The sequence below is a fragment of the Duganella sp. GW821-FHT07F09 genome, from assembly GCF_059418705.1.
Genome location: NZ_JBWKQJ010000010.1, coordinates 226,738 through 245,683, shown reverse-complemented (window position 1 = coordinate 245,683; position 18,946 = coordinate 226,738). Strand labels below are relative to the sequence as shown.

The 18,946-nt window shown below is 64.0% G+C and carries 15 protein-coding genes; 12 read left to right on the top strand and 3 right to left on the bottom strand.

Going from position 1 to position 18,946, the window contains the following annotated elements:
• Positions 1–506 precede the first annotated feature (506 nt).
• From AC07P1_RS25335 to rpoH, 5 genes are all read left to right on the top strand, one after another.
• Positions 507–1,454 (top strand): MerR family transcriptional regulator, encoded by a 948-nt coding sequence (locus tag AC07P1_RS25335; RefSeq protein ID WP_494698435.1) that lies wholly within the window; start codon positions 507–509, stop codon positions 1,452–1,454.
• A 119-nt stretch (positions 1,455–1,573) separates the two neighbouring features.
• The gene (gene ftsY, locus AC07P1_RS25330; RefSeq protein ID WP_494698434.1) at positions 1,574–2,632 is read left to right on the top strand and encodes a signal recognition particle-docking protein FtsY; all 1,059 of its coding nucleotides are present in this window, start codon (positions 1,574–1,576) and stop codon (positions 2,630–2,632) included.
• Between the two features lie 23 nt (positions 2,633–2,655).
• Positions 2,656–3,312 carry a cell division ATP-binding protein FtsE gene (gene ftsE / locus AC07P1_RS25325; protein WP_494698433.1) on the top strand — a complete coding sequence of 219 codons (657 nt, stop codon included), beginning with the start codon at positions 2,656–2,658 and terminating at the stop codon, positions 3,310–3,312.
• Complete coding sequence (gene ftsX / locus AC07P1_RS25320; RefSeq protein ID WP_494698432.1) at positions 3,309–4,229, top strand: permease-like cell division protein FtsX; 921 nt, start codon at positions 3,309–3,311, stop codon at positions 4,227–4,229. The genes ftsE and ftsX overlap by 4 nt, the downstream gene beginning before the upstream one ends.
• A gap of 347 nt (positions 4,230–4,576) precedes the next feature.
• The gene (rpoH, locus tag AC07P1_RS25315) at positions 4,577–5,470 is read left to right on the top strand and encodes an RNA polymerase sigma factor RpoH (RefSeq protein WP_494698499.1); all 894 of its coding nucleotides are present in this window, start codon (positions 4,577–4,579) and stop codon (positions 5,468–5,470) included.
• A 137-nt stretch (positions 5,471–5,607) separates the two neighbouring features.
• Here the strand turns inward: rpoH and AC07P1_RS25310 are convergent, their stop codons facing one another.
• Entirely contained in the window at positions 5,608–5,871 is a 264-nt protein-coding gene (locus AC07P1_RS25310) for a hypothetical protein (RefSeq protein WP_494698431.1), read from the bottom strand.
• 156 nt (positions 5,872–6,027) lie between these two features.
• On the opposite strand from AC07P1_RS25310, the gene AC07P1_RS25305 reads away from it, so the two are divergent.
• From AC07P1_RS25305 to AC07P1_RS25285, 5 genes are all read left to right on the top strand, one after another.
• The gene (locus AC07P1_RS25305; RefSeq protein WP_494698430.1) at positions 6,028–6,540 is read left to right on the top strand and encodes a hypothetical protein; all 513 of its coding nucleotides are present in this window, start codon (positions 6,028–6,030) and stop codon (positions 6,538–6,540) included.
• Entirely contained in the window at positions 6,537–8,303 is a 1,767-nt protein-coding gene (ggt, locus tag AC07P1_RS25300) for a gamma-glutamyltransferase (protein WP_494698429.1), read from the top strand. The genes AC07P1_RS25305 and ggt overlap by 4 nt, the downstream gene beginning before the upstream one ends.
• Before the next feature lie 63 nt (positions 8,304–8,366).
• A complete protein-coding gene (lepB, locus tag AC07P1_RS25295) occupies positions 8,367–9,050 on the top strand; it encodes a signal peptidase I (RefSeq protein ID WP_494698428.1) in 684 nt (227 codons plus the stop codon).
• A gap of 98 nt (positions 9,051–9,148) precedes the next feature.
• Entirely contained in the window at positions 9,149–9,889 is a 741-nt protein-coding gene (locus tag AC07P1_RS25290) for an ABC transporter ATP-binding protein (RefSeq protein WP_494698427.1), read from the top strand.
• A complete protein-coding gene (locus AC07P1_RS25285; protein ID WP_494698426.1) occupies positions 9,886–12,246 on the top strand; it encodes a CPBP family intramembrane glutamic endopeptidase in 2,361 nt (786 codons plus the stop codon). The genes AC07P1_RS25290 and AC07P1_RS25285 overlap by 4 nt, the downstream gene beginning before the upstream one ends.
• Positions 12,247–12,470: 224 nt before the next feature.
• On the opposite strand, the gene AC07P1_RS25280 is transcribed toward AC07P1_RS25285, so the two are convergent.
• Positions 12,471–13,280, bottom strand: a complete 810-nt coding sequence (locus tag AC07P1_RS25280; RefSeq protein ID WP_494698425.1) for an NAD-dependent epimerase/dehydratase family protein — start codon at positions 13,278–13,280, stop codon at positions 12,471–12,473.
• Between the two features lie 73 nt (positions 13,281–13,353).
• A complete protein-coding gene (gene garD, locus AC07P1_RS25275; RefSeq protein ID WP_494698424.1) occupies positions 13,354–14,916 on the bottom strand; it encodes a galactarate dehydratase in 1,563 nt (520 codons plus the stop codon).
• Between the two features lie 323 nt (positions 14,917–15,239).
• Here garD and AC07P1_RS25270 point away from each other — a divergent pair, with 323 nt between their 5' ends.
• Both AC07P1_RS25270 and AC07P1_RS25265 read left to right on the top strand, forming a co-directional pair.
• Positions 15,240–15,938 carry a FadR/GntR family transcriptional regulator gene (locus tag AC07P1_RS25270; RefSeq protein WP_463452551.1) on the top strand — a complete coding sequence of 233 codons (699 nt, stop codon included), beginning with the start codon at positions 15,240–15,242 and terminating at the stop codon, positions 15,936–15,938.
• A 239-nt stretch (positions 15,939–16,177) separates the two neighbouring features.
• Positions 16,178–18,907, top strand: coding sequence for a TonB-dependent receptor plug domain-containing protein (locus tag AC07P1_RS25265; RefSeq protein WP_494698423.1), 2,730 nt, complete (start codon positions 16,178–16,180; stop codon positions 18,905–18,907).
• The last annotated feature ends 39 nt before the right edge of the window (positions 18,908–18,946 follow it).

Genomic DNA, 18,946 nt, shown 5'->3' with positions numbered 1-18,946 from the left:
GCGCATCAAGGTATGATCTAAAAGAAATTTGCGACATCGACCTCGGGTGATTGAAAACAATGAAACCAGCGTCGGCACCGTGGGTTTTACCACCAAGAGTTACATCCAGGGCATGACTATGGCCGCAAAACGCGCGCCGGCCGCTTGCGACACGACCTCATCACCCCCCTTAACCAGCCGATAGGCGCGGGAGAGACTGGAAATTCCTCTGCCAACAACAGCTATTTTCATTATTTTCCACCGTTACAAAATATTTTGTCCGGGACAATTCATGGGCAAAGGCGATAATCTGTTAATTAGTTCTCAATGTCAACTGCATGTCGTGGACAAGGTCTTTAGTACTGGTTATACGCACCAAAATGAGCTTTGGATGGGGAAACTTTTGGGTGCGAAACGAAGGTAAAATGCAGGTCGCGCCGGATCAGAACCGCTTCCAGCGCCGTGCACCCCGACCCTGTGCCAACACTTGCGACTGTCGAACAACGGCAGCCGCTTAAGATTCTCTAATGACAACTACTGTTTCTTCACAACCAGTTCCTAGCACGATCAGCGACGTCGAGCGAGACACCGGCGTTGCCAAGGAAACCCTGCGGGTTTGGGAACGTCGCTACGACTTCCCCCAGCCCCTGCGCGACCCCAACGGCGAGCGCGTCTACCCGATCGAACAGGTGCAAAAGCTGCGTCTGGTCAAGCGCTTGATCGACCTCGGCTTCCGTCCCGGCAAGGTGATCCAGTTCAGCGCGGAGGAATTGCAGACGCTGACCGGCCAGGCCACCGGCGGCGCCAACGGCCCGTCGCTGCCGCCGCCCGAGCTGCAGCGCTATCTCGACTTGTGCAAAACCCATCAAATGGAAGCGTTGCGCCGCCAGTTGTCGCAGGCCTTGCTGATGATGGGCTTGAAGAGTTTCGTCATCGACCTGGTGGCGCCGCTGACCACGCTGGTCGGCGACGCCTGGGCCAGCGGCCAGTTGGCCACGTTCGAGGAACACTTGTATACGGAGTCGCTGACGGTGGTGATGCGCAGCGCCATCTTCGCCATGCCGCAGGCGGCCGCCAGCAACCTGGGCGCGCCGCGCATCATGTTGACCACGCTGCCGCAGGAGCGCCACGGGCTGGGCCTGCTGATGGCCGAGGCCATGTGCGTGGCCGAAGGGGCGCACTGCATCTCGCTGGGCGTGCAAACGCCGCTGCTCGACATCGTCGAGGCGGCGCGGGTGCAGCGGGTCGACATCATCGCGCTGTCGTTCTCGGTGGCGATGAATCCGCGCCAGGCGCTCGACGGCCTGGCCGAACTGCATACCCGCCTCAACGGCAGCGTCGAACTGTGGGCCGGCGGCGGCAACGCCGCGCTCAAACGGCGCCGTCCATCCTTTGTGCGGGTGTTCGCGCTGTCCGACATCAGCGCCGCCATCACCGAATGGCGCATGCGCAACGCCAGCGTCGCGACCGGCTGAAAAAGTTGTCATTCCGGTAGCGGCCCACGGCCGCCCGGCCACGCTCTGGTAAAATAGCCGTATTTCCCCGTGTCCGGCGCTGCCGGGCATCAGCTTGAAGCGCCCCCAACCACATATCCATGTTTAGTTTCTTCAAGAAAAAACCTGTCGCCCCCGAGGCGCCAGAGGTCCAGATCCCCGCGCCGGCGCCCGTAGGCAGCCCTGTTTCCACCCCCGCTCCCCCCGCCATCGTCGACAGCTACGTCCAGGAAGCGTTGATGCCGATCGAGGAGCCGGCGCAAAAGCAGTCGTGGATGACGCGGCTGAAGGCCGGCCTGTCCAAAACCTCCAATAACCTGTCGCTGCTGTTCGTCGGCGCCAAGATCGACGACGACCTGTACGACGAGCTCGAGGCCGCGCTGCTGATGTCCGACGCCGGCGTCGACGCCACCGAATACCTGCTCGACGCCCTGCGGCAAAAGGTCAAGGACGACAAGCTGCTCGACGCCGCCGCCGTCAAGACCGCGCTCAAGCAGTTGATGGTCGAGCTGCTGACCCCGCTCCAGCGTCCATTCGAACTGGGCCGCCATCAGCCGATGGTGATGATGATCGCCGGCGTCAACGGCGCCGGCAAGACCACCACCATCGGCAAGCTGGCCAAGCACATGCAATCGAACGGCCAATCGGTGCTGCTGGCCGCCGGCGACACCTTCCGCGCCGCCGCCCGCGAGCAATTGATGGTCTGGGGCCAGCGCAACAACATTACCGTCATCTCGCAAGCGTCGGGCGACCCGGCCGCCGTGTCGTTCGACGCCGTGCAGTCCGGCAAGGCGCGCGGCCTGGACGTGGTCATGATCGACACCGCCGGCCGCCTGCCGACCCAGCTGCACCTGATGGAAGAGTTGAAGAAGGTGCAGCGCGTCATCGGCAAGGGCATGGACGGCGCACCGCACGAAACGCTGCTGGTTATCGACGGCAATACCGGGCAAAATGCGTTGGCGCAAGTGAAAGCTTTCGACGACGCCCTGAAGCTGACCGGCCTGGTGATCACCAAACTGGACGGCACCGCCAAGGGCGGCGTGCTGGCGGCGATCGCCCGCGCGCGCCCGGTGCCGGTGTATTTCATCGGCATCGGCGAAAAAATCGAAGACCTGCAGCCGTTCGTGGCCGCCGAGTTCGTCGACGCTTTGCTCCCCTAATTTGCTCGGATAACCCCCATTACATGATCGAATTCCGGAACGTCTCGAAACAATACTCCCCCGACGCGATGGCGCTGCGCGACATCTCGCTCACGGTAGAAAAAGGCGAACTGGTGTTTCTTGCCGGCCCCTCGGGCGCCGGCAAATCCACGCTGTTGAAGATGATCGCCGCCATCGAGCGGCCCACGTCCGGCCACGTCATCGTCAACGGCCAGGATATCGCCCGCATCAAGCCGGCCGCCGTGCCGTTTCTGCGCCGCAATCTCGGTCTGATCTTCCAGCAACAACGCCTGCTCAACGACCGCACCATCCTTGCCAACGTCATGTTGCCGCTGCTGGTGACGGGCGCCTCGCACCACCAGGCCGAACAACGCGCCCGCGCCGCGCTCGACAAGGTCGGCCTGGCCGACCGCGCCAACTCGCAACCGCTGGCCCTGTCCGGCGGCGAGCAGCAGCGCGTGTCGATCGCGCGCGCCATCGTCAACCGGCCGCAAGTGATCCTGGCCGACGAACCGACCGCCAACCTCGACCGTGCCAGCGCCAACAAGGTGCTCGACGCGCTCAAGGCCTTCCATTCGGTCGGCGTCACCTGCCTCATTTCCAGCCACGACGAGCAGATGCTCGACGCGGCCGCGCGCGTCATCCATCTTAACCAGGGTCAACTGGAGGTGGCGGCATGACGTACTGGTTCCGCCAACACCGTTACGCGCTGTCCGCCGCGCTGGTCCATCTGCGCCGTTCGCCGGGCAGTTTCCTGTTCAACATCATCGTGGTGGCGATCGCGCTGGCCCTGCCGTTCACGGGCGTGACCCTGCTCGACAATGTGCGTCCGATGTCCGAGCAATTGTCGGTCGATCCGGAAATCAGCGTCTTCGTCAAACAGGAAACGCCGCGCGACCAGGCCGAGGCGCTGGCCGTGCAGCTGCGCCAGACCTTGCCGGACAAGCAAGCCAAGATCATCTTCACCTCGCGTGAAAAAGCGCTGGAAAGCATGCGCGAGAAAAGCGGCCTGGCCGACGTGCTGACCACGCTGGGCGAAAATCCGCTGCCGGACAGCTATGTGCTCAAACTGGACGCCTTCCGTCTGGCGCAGTCCGGCGGCGACGTCGACCAGTTGGCCGAGCAGATCCGCGCCCTGCCCGGCGTCGACACGGTGCAGGTCGATTCGGCTTGGGTCAAGCGGCTGGCCGCGCTGCTGAATATTTTGCACCTGGGACTGCTGTTGCTGGCGGTCACCCTCGGCACGGTGGTGGTGGCCGTCATCTTCAACACCATCCGCCTGCAGGTAATGACGCAGCGGGAGGAAATCCTGGTGTCCAAGCTGATCGGCGCGACCGACAGCTTCATCCACCGGCCCTTCTATTACACCGGCGCACTGCTGGGACTGTGCGCCGGCGGACTGGCGCTGGGCGCCGTGGCGCTGGCGCTGCGCCCGTTGAACACCGCGATTGCCGAATTTGCAAGGTTGTATGCGTCCGAATTCCAGCTCGCGCCGCTGCAACCGGTGATGATGGCCTGCCTGCTGGCCCTGTCTGCCGGCCTCGGCCTGATCGCCGCGCTGCTGTCGGTGCAGCGCCACCTGTCCCGCCTGAATTAATTGCTGAGTTAATTCCGTCGGCCTTTCCGTGCGTTCGCGCACGGAAACGGTCGTCGCGCCCGCCTATCATGCAATCATCTCCCCGAACCACCATTAAGTCAGGCCTAAGCTCCGTGGCGCATGCTTGATTTATCAAAAGCCATTATTCATACCAACCCGATAGTATTTTCACTATCGTGGCGATAAAAATAAGGTGATTGGCACTCAACCGAGGAGAGTGCTAATATATGAAAACTGCAGAGTTCATAACACTCCGCAGAAATGGTAATTAAGCAATATTTTCTGTCTTTGTGGCCCTCTGGGCACTACGAGACTTGGCAATTTCGAGCGAAGGAATGAAAATGACTATGATGTCCGCACCTGCCGCGTTGGTCCCCACCAACAAGGGCGCTTTAGGACTCGGGTTCACTGGCAACCTGGGGAACCTGGACGCCTATATTTCCGCCGTCAATCGCCTGCCGATGCTGACGCACGACGATGAAATCTCGCTGGCCAAGCGCCTCAAGGACAACAACGACCTGGGCGCCGCGCAGGAGCTGGTGTTGTCGCACCTGCGCCTGGTGGTATCGATCGCCCGTGGCTATCTGGGCTACGGCCTGCCGCACGCCGACCTGATCCAGGAAGGCAATATCGGCCTGATGAAAGCCGTCAAGCGTTTCGACCCGGACCAGGGCGTACGCCTGGTGTCGTACGCGATGCACTGGATCAAGGCCGAGATGCACGAGTACATCCTGAAAAACTGGCGCCTGGTCAAAGTCGCGACGACGAAGGCGCAGCGCAAGCTGTTCTTCAACCTGCGCAGCCACAAGACCGGCCTGGACGCGATGAGCCCGGCGCAGATCGACAGCCTGGCCAAGCTGCTGGATGTCAAACGCGAAGAAGTGATCGAGATGGAAACCCGTCTGAGCGGTCGCGACATCGCGCTGGAATCGCCGAACGACGACGAGGACGACAAGTTCGCCCCGATCGCCTACCTGTCGTCCGAGCAGAGCGAGCCGACCCGCGTGCTGGAAGCGGAACAAGTCACCCGCCTGCAATCGGAAGGTCTGGAACAGGCGCTGGGCAAGCTCGATCCACGTTCGCGCCGCATCGTCGAAGCGCGCTGGCTGGCCAACGACGACGGCTCCGGCGCCACCCTGCACACGCTGGCCGACGAGTTCGGCGTATCGGCGGAGCGCATCCGCCAGATCGAATCGGCCGCGCTGAAGAAAATGAAAGGCTCGCTGGCCGCCTACGTGTAAACGTAACGGGCTGGAGCACAAAAAATGCCGCGCGGTGCGAACCGCGCGGCATTTTTATTAGGCGGCATAAATTTGCCACAGAGACACGCAGGGCGGATCAGGCGGCACGCCGTAAGCCGCCAAGCGCCGCCAAGGACTTAAGCCGCCAGCCCCTTGGCCAGCAACTCCGCCACCAACTGGTTCATATCCACACCGCGATCGGCAGCCTGCGCATTCAGCTGCGCCACCAACTCGCCATTCAGCTTGACCGCGAACGGCACCAAACCGGCCGCCTGATCGCGCCGGCGCTGCTCGCGCTTGTCGACCACCTCGGCCACTTTGCCGAAGGTCGCCGCGCTCGGCCCGGCCATCTTGCCCATCAATTTTTTGGCATCACTCTTCGCCAGGCCAGTTTTTTTCATGTCTTTAATCCAAAAATAATTCAGAGCAGACATTCTACGCAGCTTATCCACCCCGCGTGGCCCTATTTGAGCAAACCACGGCGGCATGCGGTTCGTGCGCCGTCAAAATGATACTTTTGCTAAGCTAACGGCCACTTTGCATTCAAGAGGTCGCACATGATCAAGACAATACTGCGGCAGCTGATCGTTCTGCCCTTGCTAATAGGCGTCATGGCCATGCTGTACGCCTGCGGCACCGCCAACAGCCGCGCCACGGCCGGCGCCACCGCCAACAAACCGTTCAACACAACTTACGTGCTGCAACAAGGCGCCAGCGCCGTCATCGCCCCGGCCGCCACCCAGGGCATCGCCGGCGGCGCCACCGCGCCCACCGTCAAGCTCGAGCGCGTCAACGACAGCCGCTGCCGCGTCGGCGCCGTCTGCGTCTGGGCCGGCTATATCAGCTACAGCTTCACCCTGACCAAGGCGGATGGCACGACCAGCAACTTCGTGCTGTCGGACAGCATGCCCAACGGCAAACAGAGCGTGACCCAGGACGGCCTGACCTTCGCCCTGGCCGGCGTAGAGCCGCAAGCGGTGCCCGCCAAAAATGAACCGGCGCCGGATTATCGGGTAAGCTTGAGAGTGAGCAACACGCCACCCTCGGACCCGACACCGCGCCCCTTATGACACCTCCAACCCGTCCCGCCCGCACCGTCCTCCTCTACTCCGTTATCGTCACCCTGGTCCTGCCGTCCGCGGCATGGACCAAAACCCCGGTCGCCACCGGCACCGGCGGCGCCGTCGCCACGATCAGCGAGCCGGCGTCGAAAGCGGCGCTCGCCATCCTCAACCAGGGCGGCAACGCCATCGACGCCGCCGTCGCGGCCGCCGCCACCCTGGGCGTAACCGATCCGTTCAGCTGCGGCATCGGCGGCGGCGGCTTCATGGTGATCTACCTGGCCAAGGACAAGCGCGTCATCACCATCGACCATCGCGAAACGGCGCCGGCCGGCTTCACGCCCACCGTGTTCCAGGATAACGGCGCGCCGATGAAGTTCGAGACCGTGCGCGACAGCGGCATGTCGGTCGGCGTGCCGGGCACGGTGCGCGGCTGGCACGAGGCGCTGGACCGCTACGGCTCGATGTCGTTCAAGCAGGTGCTGGCGCCGGCCATCGCGGTCGCCACCAACGGCTTCGAAGTCAGCGAGAATTTCTCGCGCATGGCGGGGGAAAACAAAACCAAGTTCGGCATGTTCCCGGCCACCGCCGCGCTGTACCTGAAAAACGGCGAGGCCATCGCGGCCGGCGGCACGCTGCGCAATCCCGGCCTGGCCAAGGCGTATCGCGAACTGGCCGCCGGCGGCGTCAAGGCTTTCTACTCGGGCAAAATGGCGCGCGCCGTGGTCGACGCGGTCAACCGGCCGGCTACGGCGCCCGGCGTGCGGGTCCGGGGCGGCAACATGACCCTGGCCGATCTGGCCAACTACGAAGCGCGCCTGCGGCAGCCGGTGCACAGCACCTATCGCGGCTACGACATCTACGGCATGCCGTTGCCCGGTTCGGGCGGCATCGCCATCGCCGAGGCGCTCAACATCCTCGAAGGCTACGACCTGAAAGCGATGCCGCGCGCGCAGGCCGAACACCTGTATCTGGAGGCGAGCCGCCTGGCCTTCGCCGACCGCAACGCCTATCTGGCCGATCCGGAATATGTCGAGGCGCCGGTCGCCGGCCTGCTGAGCAAGGACTACGCCGCGCTGCGCCGCCAGCAGATCGATCCGGCGCGGGCGCGCAGGCCGGCGCTGGCCGGCGATCCGTACCCCTTCCAGTCCGACCAGAGCGTGCCTTTGCGCCCCGCCACCGCCATCAAAATGCTGAAGGAAAGCGCGCACACCACGCACCTGACGGTGTCGGACAAGGACGGCAACATCGTCGCCTACACCTACACAATCGAAGACTGGGGCGGCAGCGGCATCGTGGTGCCGGGCTACGGCTTCCTGCTCAATAACGAGATGACCGACTTCGATTTCTCCGGCCCGCGTCCCAACGTGCCGGAGGCGGGCAAGCGGCCACGCAGCAGCATGTCGCCGACGCTGGCGTTCAGGAACGGCAAGCCGGCGTTCTCCATCGGCAGTCCGGGCGGCGCGACCATCATCACCACCGTGCTGCAGACGATCGTCAATCACATCGACCTGGGCATGAACATGCCGGACGCGTTGAACGCGCCGCGCCTGTCCGAGCGCAACGGCGAAGCGACCGATGTGGAGCCTGGCTTCCCGGGCGGCGCGCAAGCGGCCGCGCTGGAAAAAAGCGGCCAGCGATGGAGCGCCGCGCCGGAGGAAATCGGCGCCGCCAACGCGCTGGTGTTCAACCCGGACGGCACCGTCACCGCCGTCAGCGAAGGCCGCCGCCACGGCGTCGGCAGCGCGCAGGTGCAGAAAAAACCACACTAAGCCCGGATTAATTTTTTCACCACATGATGACATCTCCCCCACCCCACACAAATCGGAGACGTGATGAACAAATGGCTGCGCGCGAATAAAGGCTTTCTGATGTTCCTGATGCTGTTCGGGATTTTCCGCACCGCCGTCGCGGACTGGAATCCGATCCCGTCCGCGTCGATGCGCCCCAACCTGCTCGAGGGCGACGTCGTCTTCGTCAACCGCCTGGCCTACAACGTCAAGGTGCCGCTGACCGACATCGTGCTCGGCGCCACCGGCGAACCCAAGCGTGGTGACATCGTCACCTTCTCGTCGCCGAAGAACGGCACGCGCCTGATCAAGCGCATCATCGCCCTGCCCGGCGACCGCGTCGAGATGCGCAACGAGCGCCTGGTCATCAACGGCCAGCCGGCCGACTACGCGCCGATCGGCACCGCCACCGAAACCCTGGCCGGCGTCGGCGACATCGACGCCGTGCGCCTGGGCGAATCGCTGGGCGGCGACAGTCGCAGCCACGCGATCCAGATCCTGCCGCAGGTGATCGCGCGGCGCGACTTCGCGCCCGTCACCGTGCCGCCGGGCCAGTACATGATGTTGGGCGATAACCGCGACAACAGCGAGGACTCGCGCTACATCGGCCTGGTGCCGCGCGCGCTGCTGATCGGCCGCGCCGAGCGCGTGCTGGCCTCGGCCGACATCAAGGGCAACTGGCTGCCGCGCACCGAACGCTTCGGCATGAGCCTGTACAAGGCACCGTAAATCCGCCGTCGATCATCGACTATCTTCCGCGCCGCGACGGATGTTATGATGGATATCAACTTCTTAACATTGCAGCCCGCCGTGGCCGCGAAGACCTCATGATCGAATTCCAGGGCCTGTCCAAAACCTACGGCGGTTTCGACGCCGTCAAACCGCTGTCGATGACCGTCCGGCGCGGCGAAGTGTTCGGCTTCCTCGGTCCCAACGGCGCCGGCAAGACCACCACCATCCGCATGATGATGGGCATCCTGGTGCCGAGCGGCGGCAAGGTGCTCATCGACGGCCTCGATTGTCACGCCGAGGCGACCGAGGTCAAACGCCGCGTGGGCTACCTGCCCGACACGCCGATCTTCTATGACTACCTGCGCGGGCGCGAGATCCTGCAATTCGTCGGCGAGATGCACGGCTATTCGCGCACAGAGGCGGCCGAGCGCGGCGCGCGCCTGATCGACGAATTCGGCCTGCGGGAAGCCGGCGAGGACTACGCCGTCAACTACTCGCTGGGCATGAAGAAGCGCCTCGGCCTGGCCTGCGCGCTGATCCACGAACCGGCGGTGCTGATCCTCGATGAACCGATCAACGGCCTCGATCCGCGCGCCTCGCGCGAAGTGCAGGAGCGCCTGCTGGCGGCGGCCGCGCAAGGCGTCACCATCTTCGTTTCCACCCACCTGCTGGACATGGCCGAGAAGCTGTGCGACCGGGTCGGCATCATCCATCGCGGCGAACTCGCGGCCACCGGCACGCTCGACGAGATCCGCGCCAAGGCCGCCGCCAGCGGTTCGCTCGAAGACGTCTTCCTGAAGATCACCGACGAAGCCGGCGCAGAGACTCCACAATGATGCGGCAACCGACGGCGGCGCGCGCCATCTGGCTGATGGCGAAAATGCGCCTGACGCGCCAGGTCAACCAGATCATGGCCAGCGCCATGTTCAACCGGTTCAAAAAGAAAAACGCGCGCGACGGCATCGCCGCCAAGCGCGGCAACATGTGGATACTGACGCTGGTGGTGGCGCTGCTGTTCTCGTTCTCGTTCGGCAGCCTGGCGCGCACGGTGATCGTCAACATGCAGTGCCGGCTGGTCGAAGCCAGCGCGTGCCAGAGCGTGGACAAACAGGGACAGCGGCATGTGGACGTCGAGATCGCGGCCGCCGAACTGCATGCGGCGCCGTTCGATCCCACGCTGCTCAACGGGCTGACGATGGAGCTGGCGATCCTGTTCGCGGTCGCCGTGCTGCTACCGCTGGGCAGCAAGGAAATGGCGCAGCCGGACTGGGATCTGGAGTGGCTGGTGACCTTGCCCATCAAGCGCTCCACGCTGTTGTGGGGACGGCTGCTCGAACGCAGCGCCAGCAACAGCGCGGGCATCGTCGCCCTCACCGCGCCGTACCTGATGATCGCCTGGTACTCCGGCTTCAAGTGGACCGCGCTGCCGATCGCGCTGCTGGCGACCGCGCTGCTGCTGCCGCTGGCGGCGCTGCTGCACACCCTGGCCGACACAGGCCTGCGCATGTGGCTCCCGGCGTCGCAGCTGCGCAATCTGCAGGCCATCGCGTCGCTGTTCAATATGCCGTTGATCTATTTGGTCATGGCGCTCGGCATGCCGCGCGCCGACGGCTTCGCGATGGAATGGGCGGCCGGCTTCCCGTCCTGGATGACCTGGACGCCGCCGGGCGTGGTGCTGCAAGCGATACAGGCGCAGACGTTGGCGCAGTTCGCGTCCGCCGCCGCGCTGCTGGTGGCGCAACTCGTCGTGCTGTTGTGGAGCGGCGTGGCGCTGATGCGTTACCAGCTGCGCAATGGCGTGGTCGGCTCCAGCTCGCGCGAGAGCACGCGCGGCAAGGCTGTCGCCGCCAAGGCGCCGGCCGGCGCGCTGTCGGCGGTCGGATCGCTGCTGTCGACGATCCAGCGCCGCGAACTGCGGTTATTGAGCCGCGACCGCAACTTCCTCGTGCAAACGCTGCTGCTGCCGGTCATCATCGTCGGCAGCCAGGTGGTGTTCAACGGTACGCTGAACAGTATGGGAGAGCTGGGCCAGCACCACACGGCGGCCGCCGCGATCGCGTTCGGCATCGGCGTCTATGTGCTGATGCTGTCGGCCTTCCAGACGCTGAACAACGAGGGCCACGTCCTCTGGCTGCTATACACCGTGCCGCGCTCGATGGAAAGCGTGTTGAAGGAAAAGGCCAAGCTGTGGGGCGTGCTGGCGATGACCTACCCGTTGATCGTGCTGGCCTTTACCGCCATGCATACCGACACGTGGGACTGGCGCGCGCCGGTGCTGGCGCTGACGGTACTAGCAGGTATTCCGATCTACTCGATGATCGCCGTCTCGCTCGGCGTCTTCGCCTGCGACCCGACGGCGGTGGAAGTGCGTACCCGCGTGCGGCCTACCTACGCCTACCTGTACATGCTGCTGGCAAGCTTTTACACCTGGTCGATCTATAGCGACAACTGGGCGCAGAAGCTGATCACGATGGTGCTGACCGCGTCCTTCGCGCTAGCCTTGTGGCAGAAGGCGCGCGACGCCCTGCCCTACCTGCTCGACCCGGCCGCCGCGCAGCCGGCGCGCGTGTCGACCTCGGACGGTTTGATCGCCGCCACAGCCTTCTTCATCATGCAGGGCATCCTGGTGCTGGTGCTCGCGGATGACGCCAAGGCGCCGGGGTTGGATGTCATCACGCTGGCCTTTGGCTTATCCGGCCTGGTGGTCTACGCCTTGGTGCGGCTGATCTACTGGCGCAGCAAGACGGCGAACGTGCCGGCGATATGGCGCGGCATCCGGCTCGGCGCATCGCTGCGGGACGCCGCCGTCGCCATCGTCGTCAGCTGCGCCGTCGCTTTCGGCTATCTGTACGCGTTGAAGCACTCGTCGCTGGCGGGACTGCTGCCGGCGCTGCCGCCTGCTCCCGACACGCGCCTATGGCTGTTCGCGCTCACCGTGCTGGCGGCACCGCTGTGCGAAGAGTTCATCTTCCGTGGTTTGATTTTTGGTGGGCTGCGCCGCTCGATGCCGGCCGCGCAGGCGATCGTCATCAGCGCCGCCGTTTTCGCTGCGGTGCATCCCACCTTGTCGCTGTTGCCGGTGTTCGTGGTGGGATTGTGTACTGCCTGGGTGTATGAGCGCAGCAAGACGCTGCTGGCGCCGATGTTGGTGCACGCGGCCTACAACGCCGCGATGGTGACCGCGCAGATGTAGGGCGGAACGCCGTAATCGGCCATGCATGCGCCGCCGACGGAGCACGCATGGCCGATTACGCTGCGCTAATCCGCCCTACGTGTCTCCGTGTTCTTCGTGCGTCGCTTGTCAATCTTTGCAGGACTGCGGAAACACCACCCGATTGTGGATACGCGAATACGCGTATCCACGGAAACACGTAGGGCGGATTAGGCGAAGCCGTAATCCGCCATCTACGCGCCGCCTCAGTCCTTGTAGCGCGGTCCGACGGCGGCGAACCCGCCACCCTGATAAACGGTCGCCAGATCGTCAGCCGCCGGATACACGCCGGTGTCCGGGAACTTGTCGGAGAACTGCACCGAGCTATCCTTCGGCACGAAGCCCAGGTGCGCGGCCTTGCTGTTGTCCCACCAGCTGGCCGGGTTGGCCGAAGCGCCGAACAGGATCGTATGGCCGACGCGCGGCGTGAACAACGAGCAGCGCAGCGCCTCTTCCAGATCGTCGTAGCTCAACCAGGTCACCAGCATGCGCGGGTTGGCCGGCTCGGGGAACGACGAACCGATACGCAGGCACACCGTCTCCAGGCCGGTGCGGTCGTAGTAGTAGCGCGACAGCGACTCGCCGAAGCACTTGCTGACGCCATAGAAGCTGTCCGGGCGGGTCGGGCTGTCGGCGTCGATGTAGTCGGTCCACTTGTAGTAGCCGATGGTGTGGTTCGAGCTGGCGAAGATGATGCGCTTGGTGCCCTGCTTGTGCGCCGCCTCGTACAGGTTGTAGGTGCCGAGGATGTTGGCCTGCATGATGTTTTCAAACGTGTTCTCGGTCGAGATGCCGCCAAAGTGCAGTACCGCCTCCACGCCTTCCAGCAGCTTCATGACGGCAGCCTTGTCGGCCAGGTCGCACTGGATGATTTCCTCGCCCTCGCGCGCTTCGCCCATGTCGGCGATGTCGGACAGCACCACCACATCGGCCCAGGGCTTGATGCGGTCGCGCAGAACTTTACCCAGGCCGCCGGCGGCGCCGGTCAGCAGCAATCGTTTGAATGGCTTACTCATTGTTGTGTGTCTCTCGTTCGGTTTTTATTGAAGGATGATCGTTGAGTGTAAAGCGCTGAGGGTAAACCGCGCGTCAGGTCACCGGCGCCGGGTTGAACAGCACAAGCGCGTTATGCAGCTTCCACTTCTCGGCCCACGTTTCGCGGCCGCTGGCCACGTCCAGCACCAGCTGGAACATCTCCCAGCCGACATCGGCGATGGTGGCCTCGCCGCTGGCGATGCGGCCGGCGTTGATGTCCATCAGATCGTGCCAGCGGTTGGCCAGGTCGTTGCGGGTGGCGACCTTGATCACCGGGACTTCCGCCAGGCCGTACGGGGTGCCGCGGCCGGTGGTGAAGATATGGACGTTCATGCCGGCGGCCAGCTGCAGTGTGCCGCAAATGAAATCGCTGGCCGGCGTGGCGGCGTAGATCAAGCCTTTTTGCGTCAGCTTCTCGCCCGGCGACAGCACGCCGGAAATGGCGCTGCTGCCGGATTTGACGATCGAGCCCATGGCCTTCTCGACGATGTTAGACAGCCCGCCCTTCTTGTTGCCCGGCGTGGTGTTGGCGCTGCGGTCGACGCCGCCGCGCTGCAGGTAATTGTCGTACCAGGCCATCTCGCGGATCATGGCGTCGGCCACTTCCGGCGTCGCCGCGCGCGAGGTCAATTGGTCGATACCGTCGCGCACCTCGGTCGTTTCGGAGAACATCACGGTGGCGCCGGCGCGCACCAGCAAATCGGTGGCGAAACCGACGGCCGGATTGGCGGTCACGCCGGAGAAGGCGTCGCTGCCGCCGCACTGCACGCCGACCACCAGCTCGGAGGCCGGCACGGTTTCGCGCTGGCGCTTGTTCAGGTTGATCAGGTTGGCCTCGGCCTGCTTCATGATCGAGTCGATCATCGACATGAAGCCGACATGCTGCGCGTCCTGCAGGCACACCAGCGCCGGCTCTGTGCCGCCGCCGTTCTGGATCGGGATCGAACCCTTGGGGAACAGGCGCGTCGGCTGCAGCTTCTCGCAACCGAGGCTGACGACCATGGCCTGTCCGCCGAAGTTCGGATTGAGCGTGATGTTGCGCAGCGTGCGGATCGGGATCATCGCGCCCGGCGCGTCGATCGCCACGCCGCAGCCGTAGGTGTGCTCCAGGCCCACAACGTCGTCGACGTTCGGATACTTGGGCAGCAGTTCTTCCTTGATCCGCTTGACGGCGAATTCCACCACGCCCGATACGCATTGCACGGTGGTGGTGATGGCCAGGATGTTGCGGGTGCCGACGCTGCCGTCCGGATTGCGGAAGCCCTGGAAGGTGTAGCCCTCCAGCGGTTCGGCCGGCGGCTGCAAACGGGTCGAAATCGGCAGGTTGACCAGTTCGCGCGCGTCCGGCATCTGCACATTCTGCTCGTTGAGCCAACTGCCGGCCGGCAGGTCGTCGGCGGCGAAGCCGATGGTGACGTTGTAGCGGATCACCGCCTCGCCCTTGGCGACGGCGCGCAGCGCGACCTTGTGGCCTTGCGGGACCGCTTCCAACAGCGTCAAGCCGTCATCGAACACGGCGCCTGCGGGCAGGCCGCCGTCGTTGACAACGATGGCGACGTTGTCGTTGTCGTGCATGAGGATGTAGCGCGGCGTGGCGGCGCTAGTCGGTGGCATCATTCTGGCTTCCTTTCCGGGAGTCTCTGCCCGGCTAACGTTGTTTTTTGGTAGCATAAATTGGTCAGACCAATTTGATTATTGGCCGGCCAGCGTTCTGTGTGTATCCGGGGCGCCACAACCTTACAGCCCTGATTCTACCGTGTTTTTCGAGGTTCCTCATCGGGAAAACACGGTTGGAAAGCGGTTACCTGACGAATTTAGTATGACAGCTAAAAATAAATTTGGCTAGTCCACGTTGCCCTTTTGGTCAGACCACCTTAGAATGGCCTGACCAGATGGCAATATCAAAAACGCCACGACCATAACATTAAGAGACAAGAACGATGCTGAAGAGAACTTTAGCGGCCAATGACGGCACCACGCCGGAGACGCGCTTATACCGTCTCGTGGCCGACCGTATCCAGGAACTGATCCGCGACGAACACATCTCCCCCGGCGAGCGCCTGCCGTCGGAACGCGACCTTGCCACCAAGCTCAGTGTCAGCCGCGCCTCGCTGCGCGAAGCGCTCATCGCGCTGGAACTGGGCGGCGTGATCGAGGTGCGCGGCGGCTCCGGCGTCTACGTCAGCGAGCGCCCCACCCCGGCCGATCTGCCCGAAGCCGGCCCCGGTCCGTTCGAAGTGCTGTCCGCGCGCCGCCTGATCGAGTCGGAAATCGCCGCCATCGCCGCCCGCGTCGCCACCGACAGCGCCATCGACGCCATTCTCAAGGCGGTCGTCGAGATGGAACAGAACCACTCCAATTACTCAAGCAACGAGGCGGCCGACCGCAACTTCCATATCGCTATCGCGCGCGCCACCGGCAACAGCGCGCTGGTGGGATCCCTCGATTATCTGTGGGACCAGCGCGGCCGCCTGTGGCACAAGCTCAAGGAACACTTCCAGACCGAGGAACTGCGCCAGGAAACGCTGAAGGACCATCGCCGCATCCTGGAGGCGATCGCCGCCCACGATCCGGCGGCCGCGCGCAAGGCGATGCGCGCGCACCTGGAACGGGTGACCCGCACGTTCTCGCGCGGCTAATGTTCAACCGACTGTTCAAACGAATATTCACCGATTTGCAGTACCGCAGTAAAGCAGGAGCGGCCTTGATGCTGCCCGCTAAAAAAAAGTAATCAAGTTATTGACCGTTTGCGACCCCGGACTGTGCCCGCACAGCGACCCTCGTCTCAACGGCACGGAGTACGCGAGGTGCTCCACTCACGTTCATTGCTGTCGCGGCAAGACGTATAACTTTATTCAAAAAGACGAAGGAGACTAGAATGATCAAGCCCGAGCACCCGGTCCAAAACCGATCCGCACAACCACGGCTGCTGTTGTCGGCCATTACCCTGGCCGTGCTGACGCTCGCCAACCAGACCGCCGCGCTGGCGCAGGAAGCCGAGGCGCCGATGCAGCGCGTCGAAGTGACCGGTTCGAGCATCAAGCGCCTGGCCACCGAGGCGTCGCTGCCGGTCAGCACCGTCAAGGCCGAAGACCTGGTCAAGCAGGGCATGACCACGCTGGCCGACCTGATGATGGCGCTGCCGCAGTCGGCATCGCTGGCGCCGTCCAACGCCGGCTCGGGCACCAACATCAACCTGCGCGGCCTGGGCGTGAACCGCACCCTGGTGCTGTTGAACGGCCGCCGCCTAGCCAACGAGGCGATCGCCGACGGCTACGCCAACCTGGACGTGATTCCAATGAGCGCGATCGCGCGCGTCGAGATCCTGCGCGACGGCGCCTCGTCGATCTACGGCTCCGACGCCATCGGCGGCGTGGTCAACTTCATCACCCGCACGCAATACGAAGGCCTGGAGGCGACCGCGCAGCACGTGGAAGTGGGCCGTCGCGGCGGCGGCGAAGAGGAACGCGGCACCCTGACCTGGGGTAAGGGCAATCTGGAACGCGACGGCTGGAGTATCTGGGGCACGATCGACGCGCACAAGCGCTCGGCCCTGGCCGCGAGCGACCGCGCCCGTCTGAGCTCCCCGGAACTGCTGACCAGCATCGGCCGCGCGCCGAACCTGGGCACCGGCGGCAACGCCACGCCGGCCAACTTCACCACCGCCACCAACCGCACCGCGCGCAATCCGTACGCCGCCACCGGCTGCGTGGCGCCGTATTCGCTCCCGGGCCGCGCCGGCACTTGCGTGATCGACAACAGCGCATACGGCAACGCGCTGTACGAAAACCAGCAGGTGACGTTCTACGCCCGCGCCTCGAAAAAGCTCGGCGAAGACCACACCGTCTCGATCGACTACTCGCGCGGCGAGGAGCATATCATCGGCACCCGCAATCCAACCAACGCGCTGGCCGTCAACGGCGTCCAGCCGCAGCTGCCATCGACCAGCAAATGGTATCCGGGGAACAGCGGCGGCGTGCCGGCGATGTCCGGCCTGAACGGCGCCACCCTGATCCCCACCTGGGCCGTCGCCGACTACGGCGCCGCCGCCACCAAGGACGTGCAGCTGAACCAGCGCGTGGCCATCACCGCCGAAGGCACCGTCAAGGGCTGGGACTACAAGACCGGCCTGGTGATCGGTATCTCCAACCGCGACAACTACTACGACAACGGCTACTTCACCGGCCAGGGCCTGCTCGACGGCCTGCGCAACGGCCAGCTCAATCCGTTCGGCCTGCAGGACGCCGAAGGCCGCGCCTACCTGGCCAGCATCAACGTCGACGGCCAGAAGAACCGCGAGTCGAAGAGCACCTTCACCGGCGTCGACCTCACCGCCAGCCGCTCCGTCATGGAACTGGGCGGTGGCTCGATGGCGGTCGCCGTCGGCACCAGCTTCAGCCGCGACACCAACGAGGACACTCGCCTCGACATCGTGCGCCAAGTGACCTACGCCAACGCCAGCCCGTCGCACGGCGAAGGTGGCCGCAATGTCGCCGCGCTGTTCGCCGAACTGGATATGCCGTTCACCAAAAAACTGAATGTCAACGTCGCCGTGCGTGACGACTATTTCAGCGACTTCGGTAACACCATCAATCCGAAGGTCAGCTTCCGCTATGAGCCGACCAAGCAGCTGATGTTCCGCGGTTCGGCCAACACCGGCTTCCGCGCGCCGACCCTGTTCGACCGTTACGGCTACCGCCTGCCGGGCGCCACCGGCCTGACCTCGGCGCGCTGGGACGATCCGGTACTGTGCCCGGGCGGCCGTCCAGGCGTGGCCGGCACCGGCACCGCGCAACCAGGCTACGTCGCCGCGACCGTCTGCAACGTGCAGCTGCCGCGCCAGACCGGCAGCAATGCCGACGTCCAGCCGGAAAAATCGAAGGGCTTCACCTTCGGTACCGTGTTCGAGCCGACCGCCACCTCGATGGTGTCGATCGACTACTGGAACATCAAGATGACCGACATGCTGGCGAACTTGCCGGAACAGGTCTACTTCCTCGATCCGGTCAAGTACGCGCCCTACTTCGTGCGCAACGCCGACGGCACCATCAACTTCATCCGCAACACCATCATGAACTTGGGTGGACAGAAGGCTGCCGGTATCGACGTCTCGGCGTCGTACGCCTTCCCGCGCACCTCGTTCGGCGACTTCAAGGTATCGATCGACGGCACCTACCTGACGCAGTTCGACAATCAGCTCGACAACGGCAGCCCTTACGTGTCGAACGTCGGCCGCTTCGGCCTGGCGTCGAACGGCACCACCAGCAGCTTCCCGATCATCACCTATCGCTGGAAGCACGTGGCCAAGTTCAACTGGGCGATGGGCAACTGGAACAGCACCTTCACCCAGAACTACAACTCGAAGTACGAAGACCAGAACCTGGTGGCGCAGCAGTACTGGCGCGACATCAACTCGTACAAGAACTGGAACTGGACCACGACCTACACGGGCTTCAAAAACCTGTCGCTCACCGCCGGCATCACCAACCTGCTCGATTCCAAGCCGCCTGTGACCAACAGCAGCCTGTATAGCAACGGTTATCTGAGCAGCGCAGCCAGCCCAATCGGCCGCGCCTTCAACTTCCGCGCCACCTACAAGTTCTATTAATAGAACCCGATGATGTCGATGGATGCTTGATCAACGGCG

Coding starts and splice junctions, on each gene's coding strand:
- AC07P1_RS25280 (WP_494698425.1), bottom strand. CDS start 13,280: ATGAGTAAGCCATTCAAACGATTGCTGCTGACCGGCGCCGCCGGCGGC.
- AC07P1_RS25270 (WP_463452551.1), top strand. CDS start 15,240: ATGCTGAAGAGAACTTTAGCGGCCAATGACGGCACCACGCCGGAGACG.
- lepB (WP_494698428.1), top strand. CDS start 8,367: ATGAACAAATGGCTGCGCGCGAATAAAGGCTTTCTGATGTTCCTGATG.
- AC07P1_RS25290 (WP_494698427.1), top strand. CDS start 9,149: ATGATCGAATTCCAGGGCCTGTCCAAAACCTACGGCGGTTTCGACGCC.
- rpoH (WP_494698499.1), top strand. CDS start 4,577: ATGATGTCCGCACCTGCCGCGTTGGTCCCCACCAACAAGGGCGCTTTA.
- ftsX (WP_494698432.1), top strand. CDS start 3,309: ATGACGTACTGGTTCCGCCAACACCGTTACGCGCTGTCCGCCGCGCTG.
- AC07P1_RS25265 (WP_494698423.1), top strand. CDS start 16,178: ATGATCAAGCCCGAGCACCCGGTCCAAAACCGATCCGCACAACCACGG.
- garD (WP_494698424.1), bottom strand. CDS start 14,916: ATGATGCCACCGACTAGCGCCGCCACGCCGCGCTACATCCTCATGCAC.
- AC07P1_RS25285 (WP_494698426.1), top strand. CDS start 9,886: ATGATGCGGCAACCGACGGCGGCGCGCGCCATCTGGCTGATGGCGAAA.
- ggt (WP_494698429.1), top strand. CDS start 6,537: ATGACACCTCCAACCCGTCCCGCCCGCACCGTCCTCCTCTACTCCGTT.
- AC07P1_RS25310 (WP_494698431.1), bottom strand. CDS start 5,871: ATGAAAAAAACTGGCCTGGCGAAGAGTGATGCCAAAAAATTGATGGGC.
- AC07P1_RS25335 (WP_494698435.1), top strand. CDS start 507: ATGACAACTACTGTTTCTTCACAACCAGTTCCTAGCACGATCAGCGAC.
- ftsE (WP_494698433.1), top strand. CDS start 2,656: ATGATCGAATTCCGGAACGTCTCGAAACAATACTCCCCCGACGCGATG.
- ftsY (WP_494698434.1), top strand. CDS start 1,574: ATGTTTAGTTTCTTCAAGAAAAAACCTGTCGCCCCCGAGGCGCCAGAG.
- AC07P1_RS25305 (WP_494698430.1), top strand. CDS start 6,028: ATGATCAAGACAATACTGCGGCAGCTGATCGTTCTGCCCTTGCTAATA.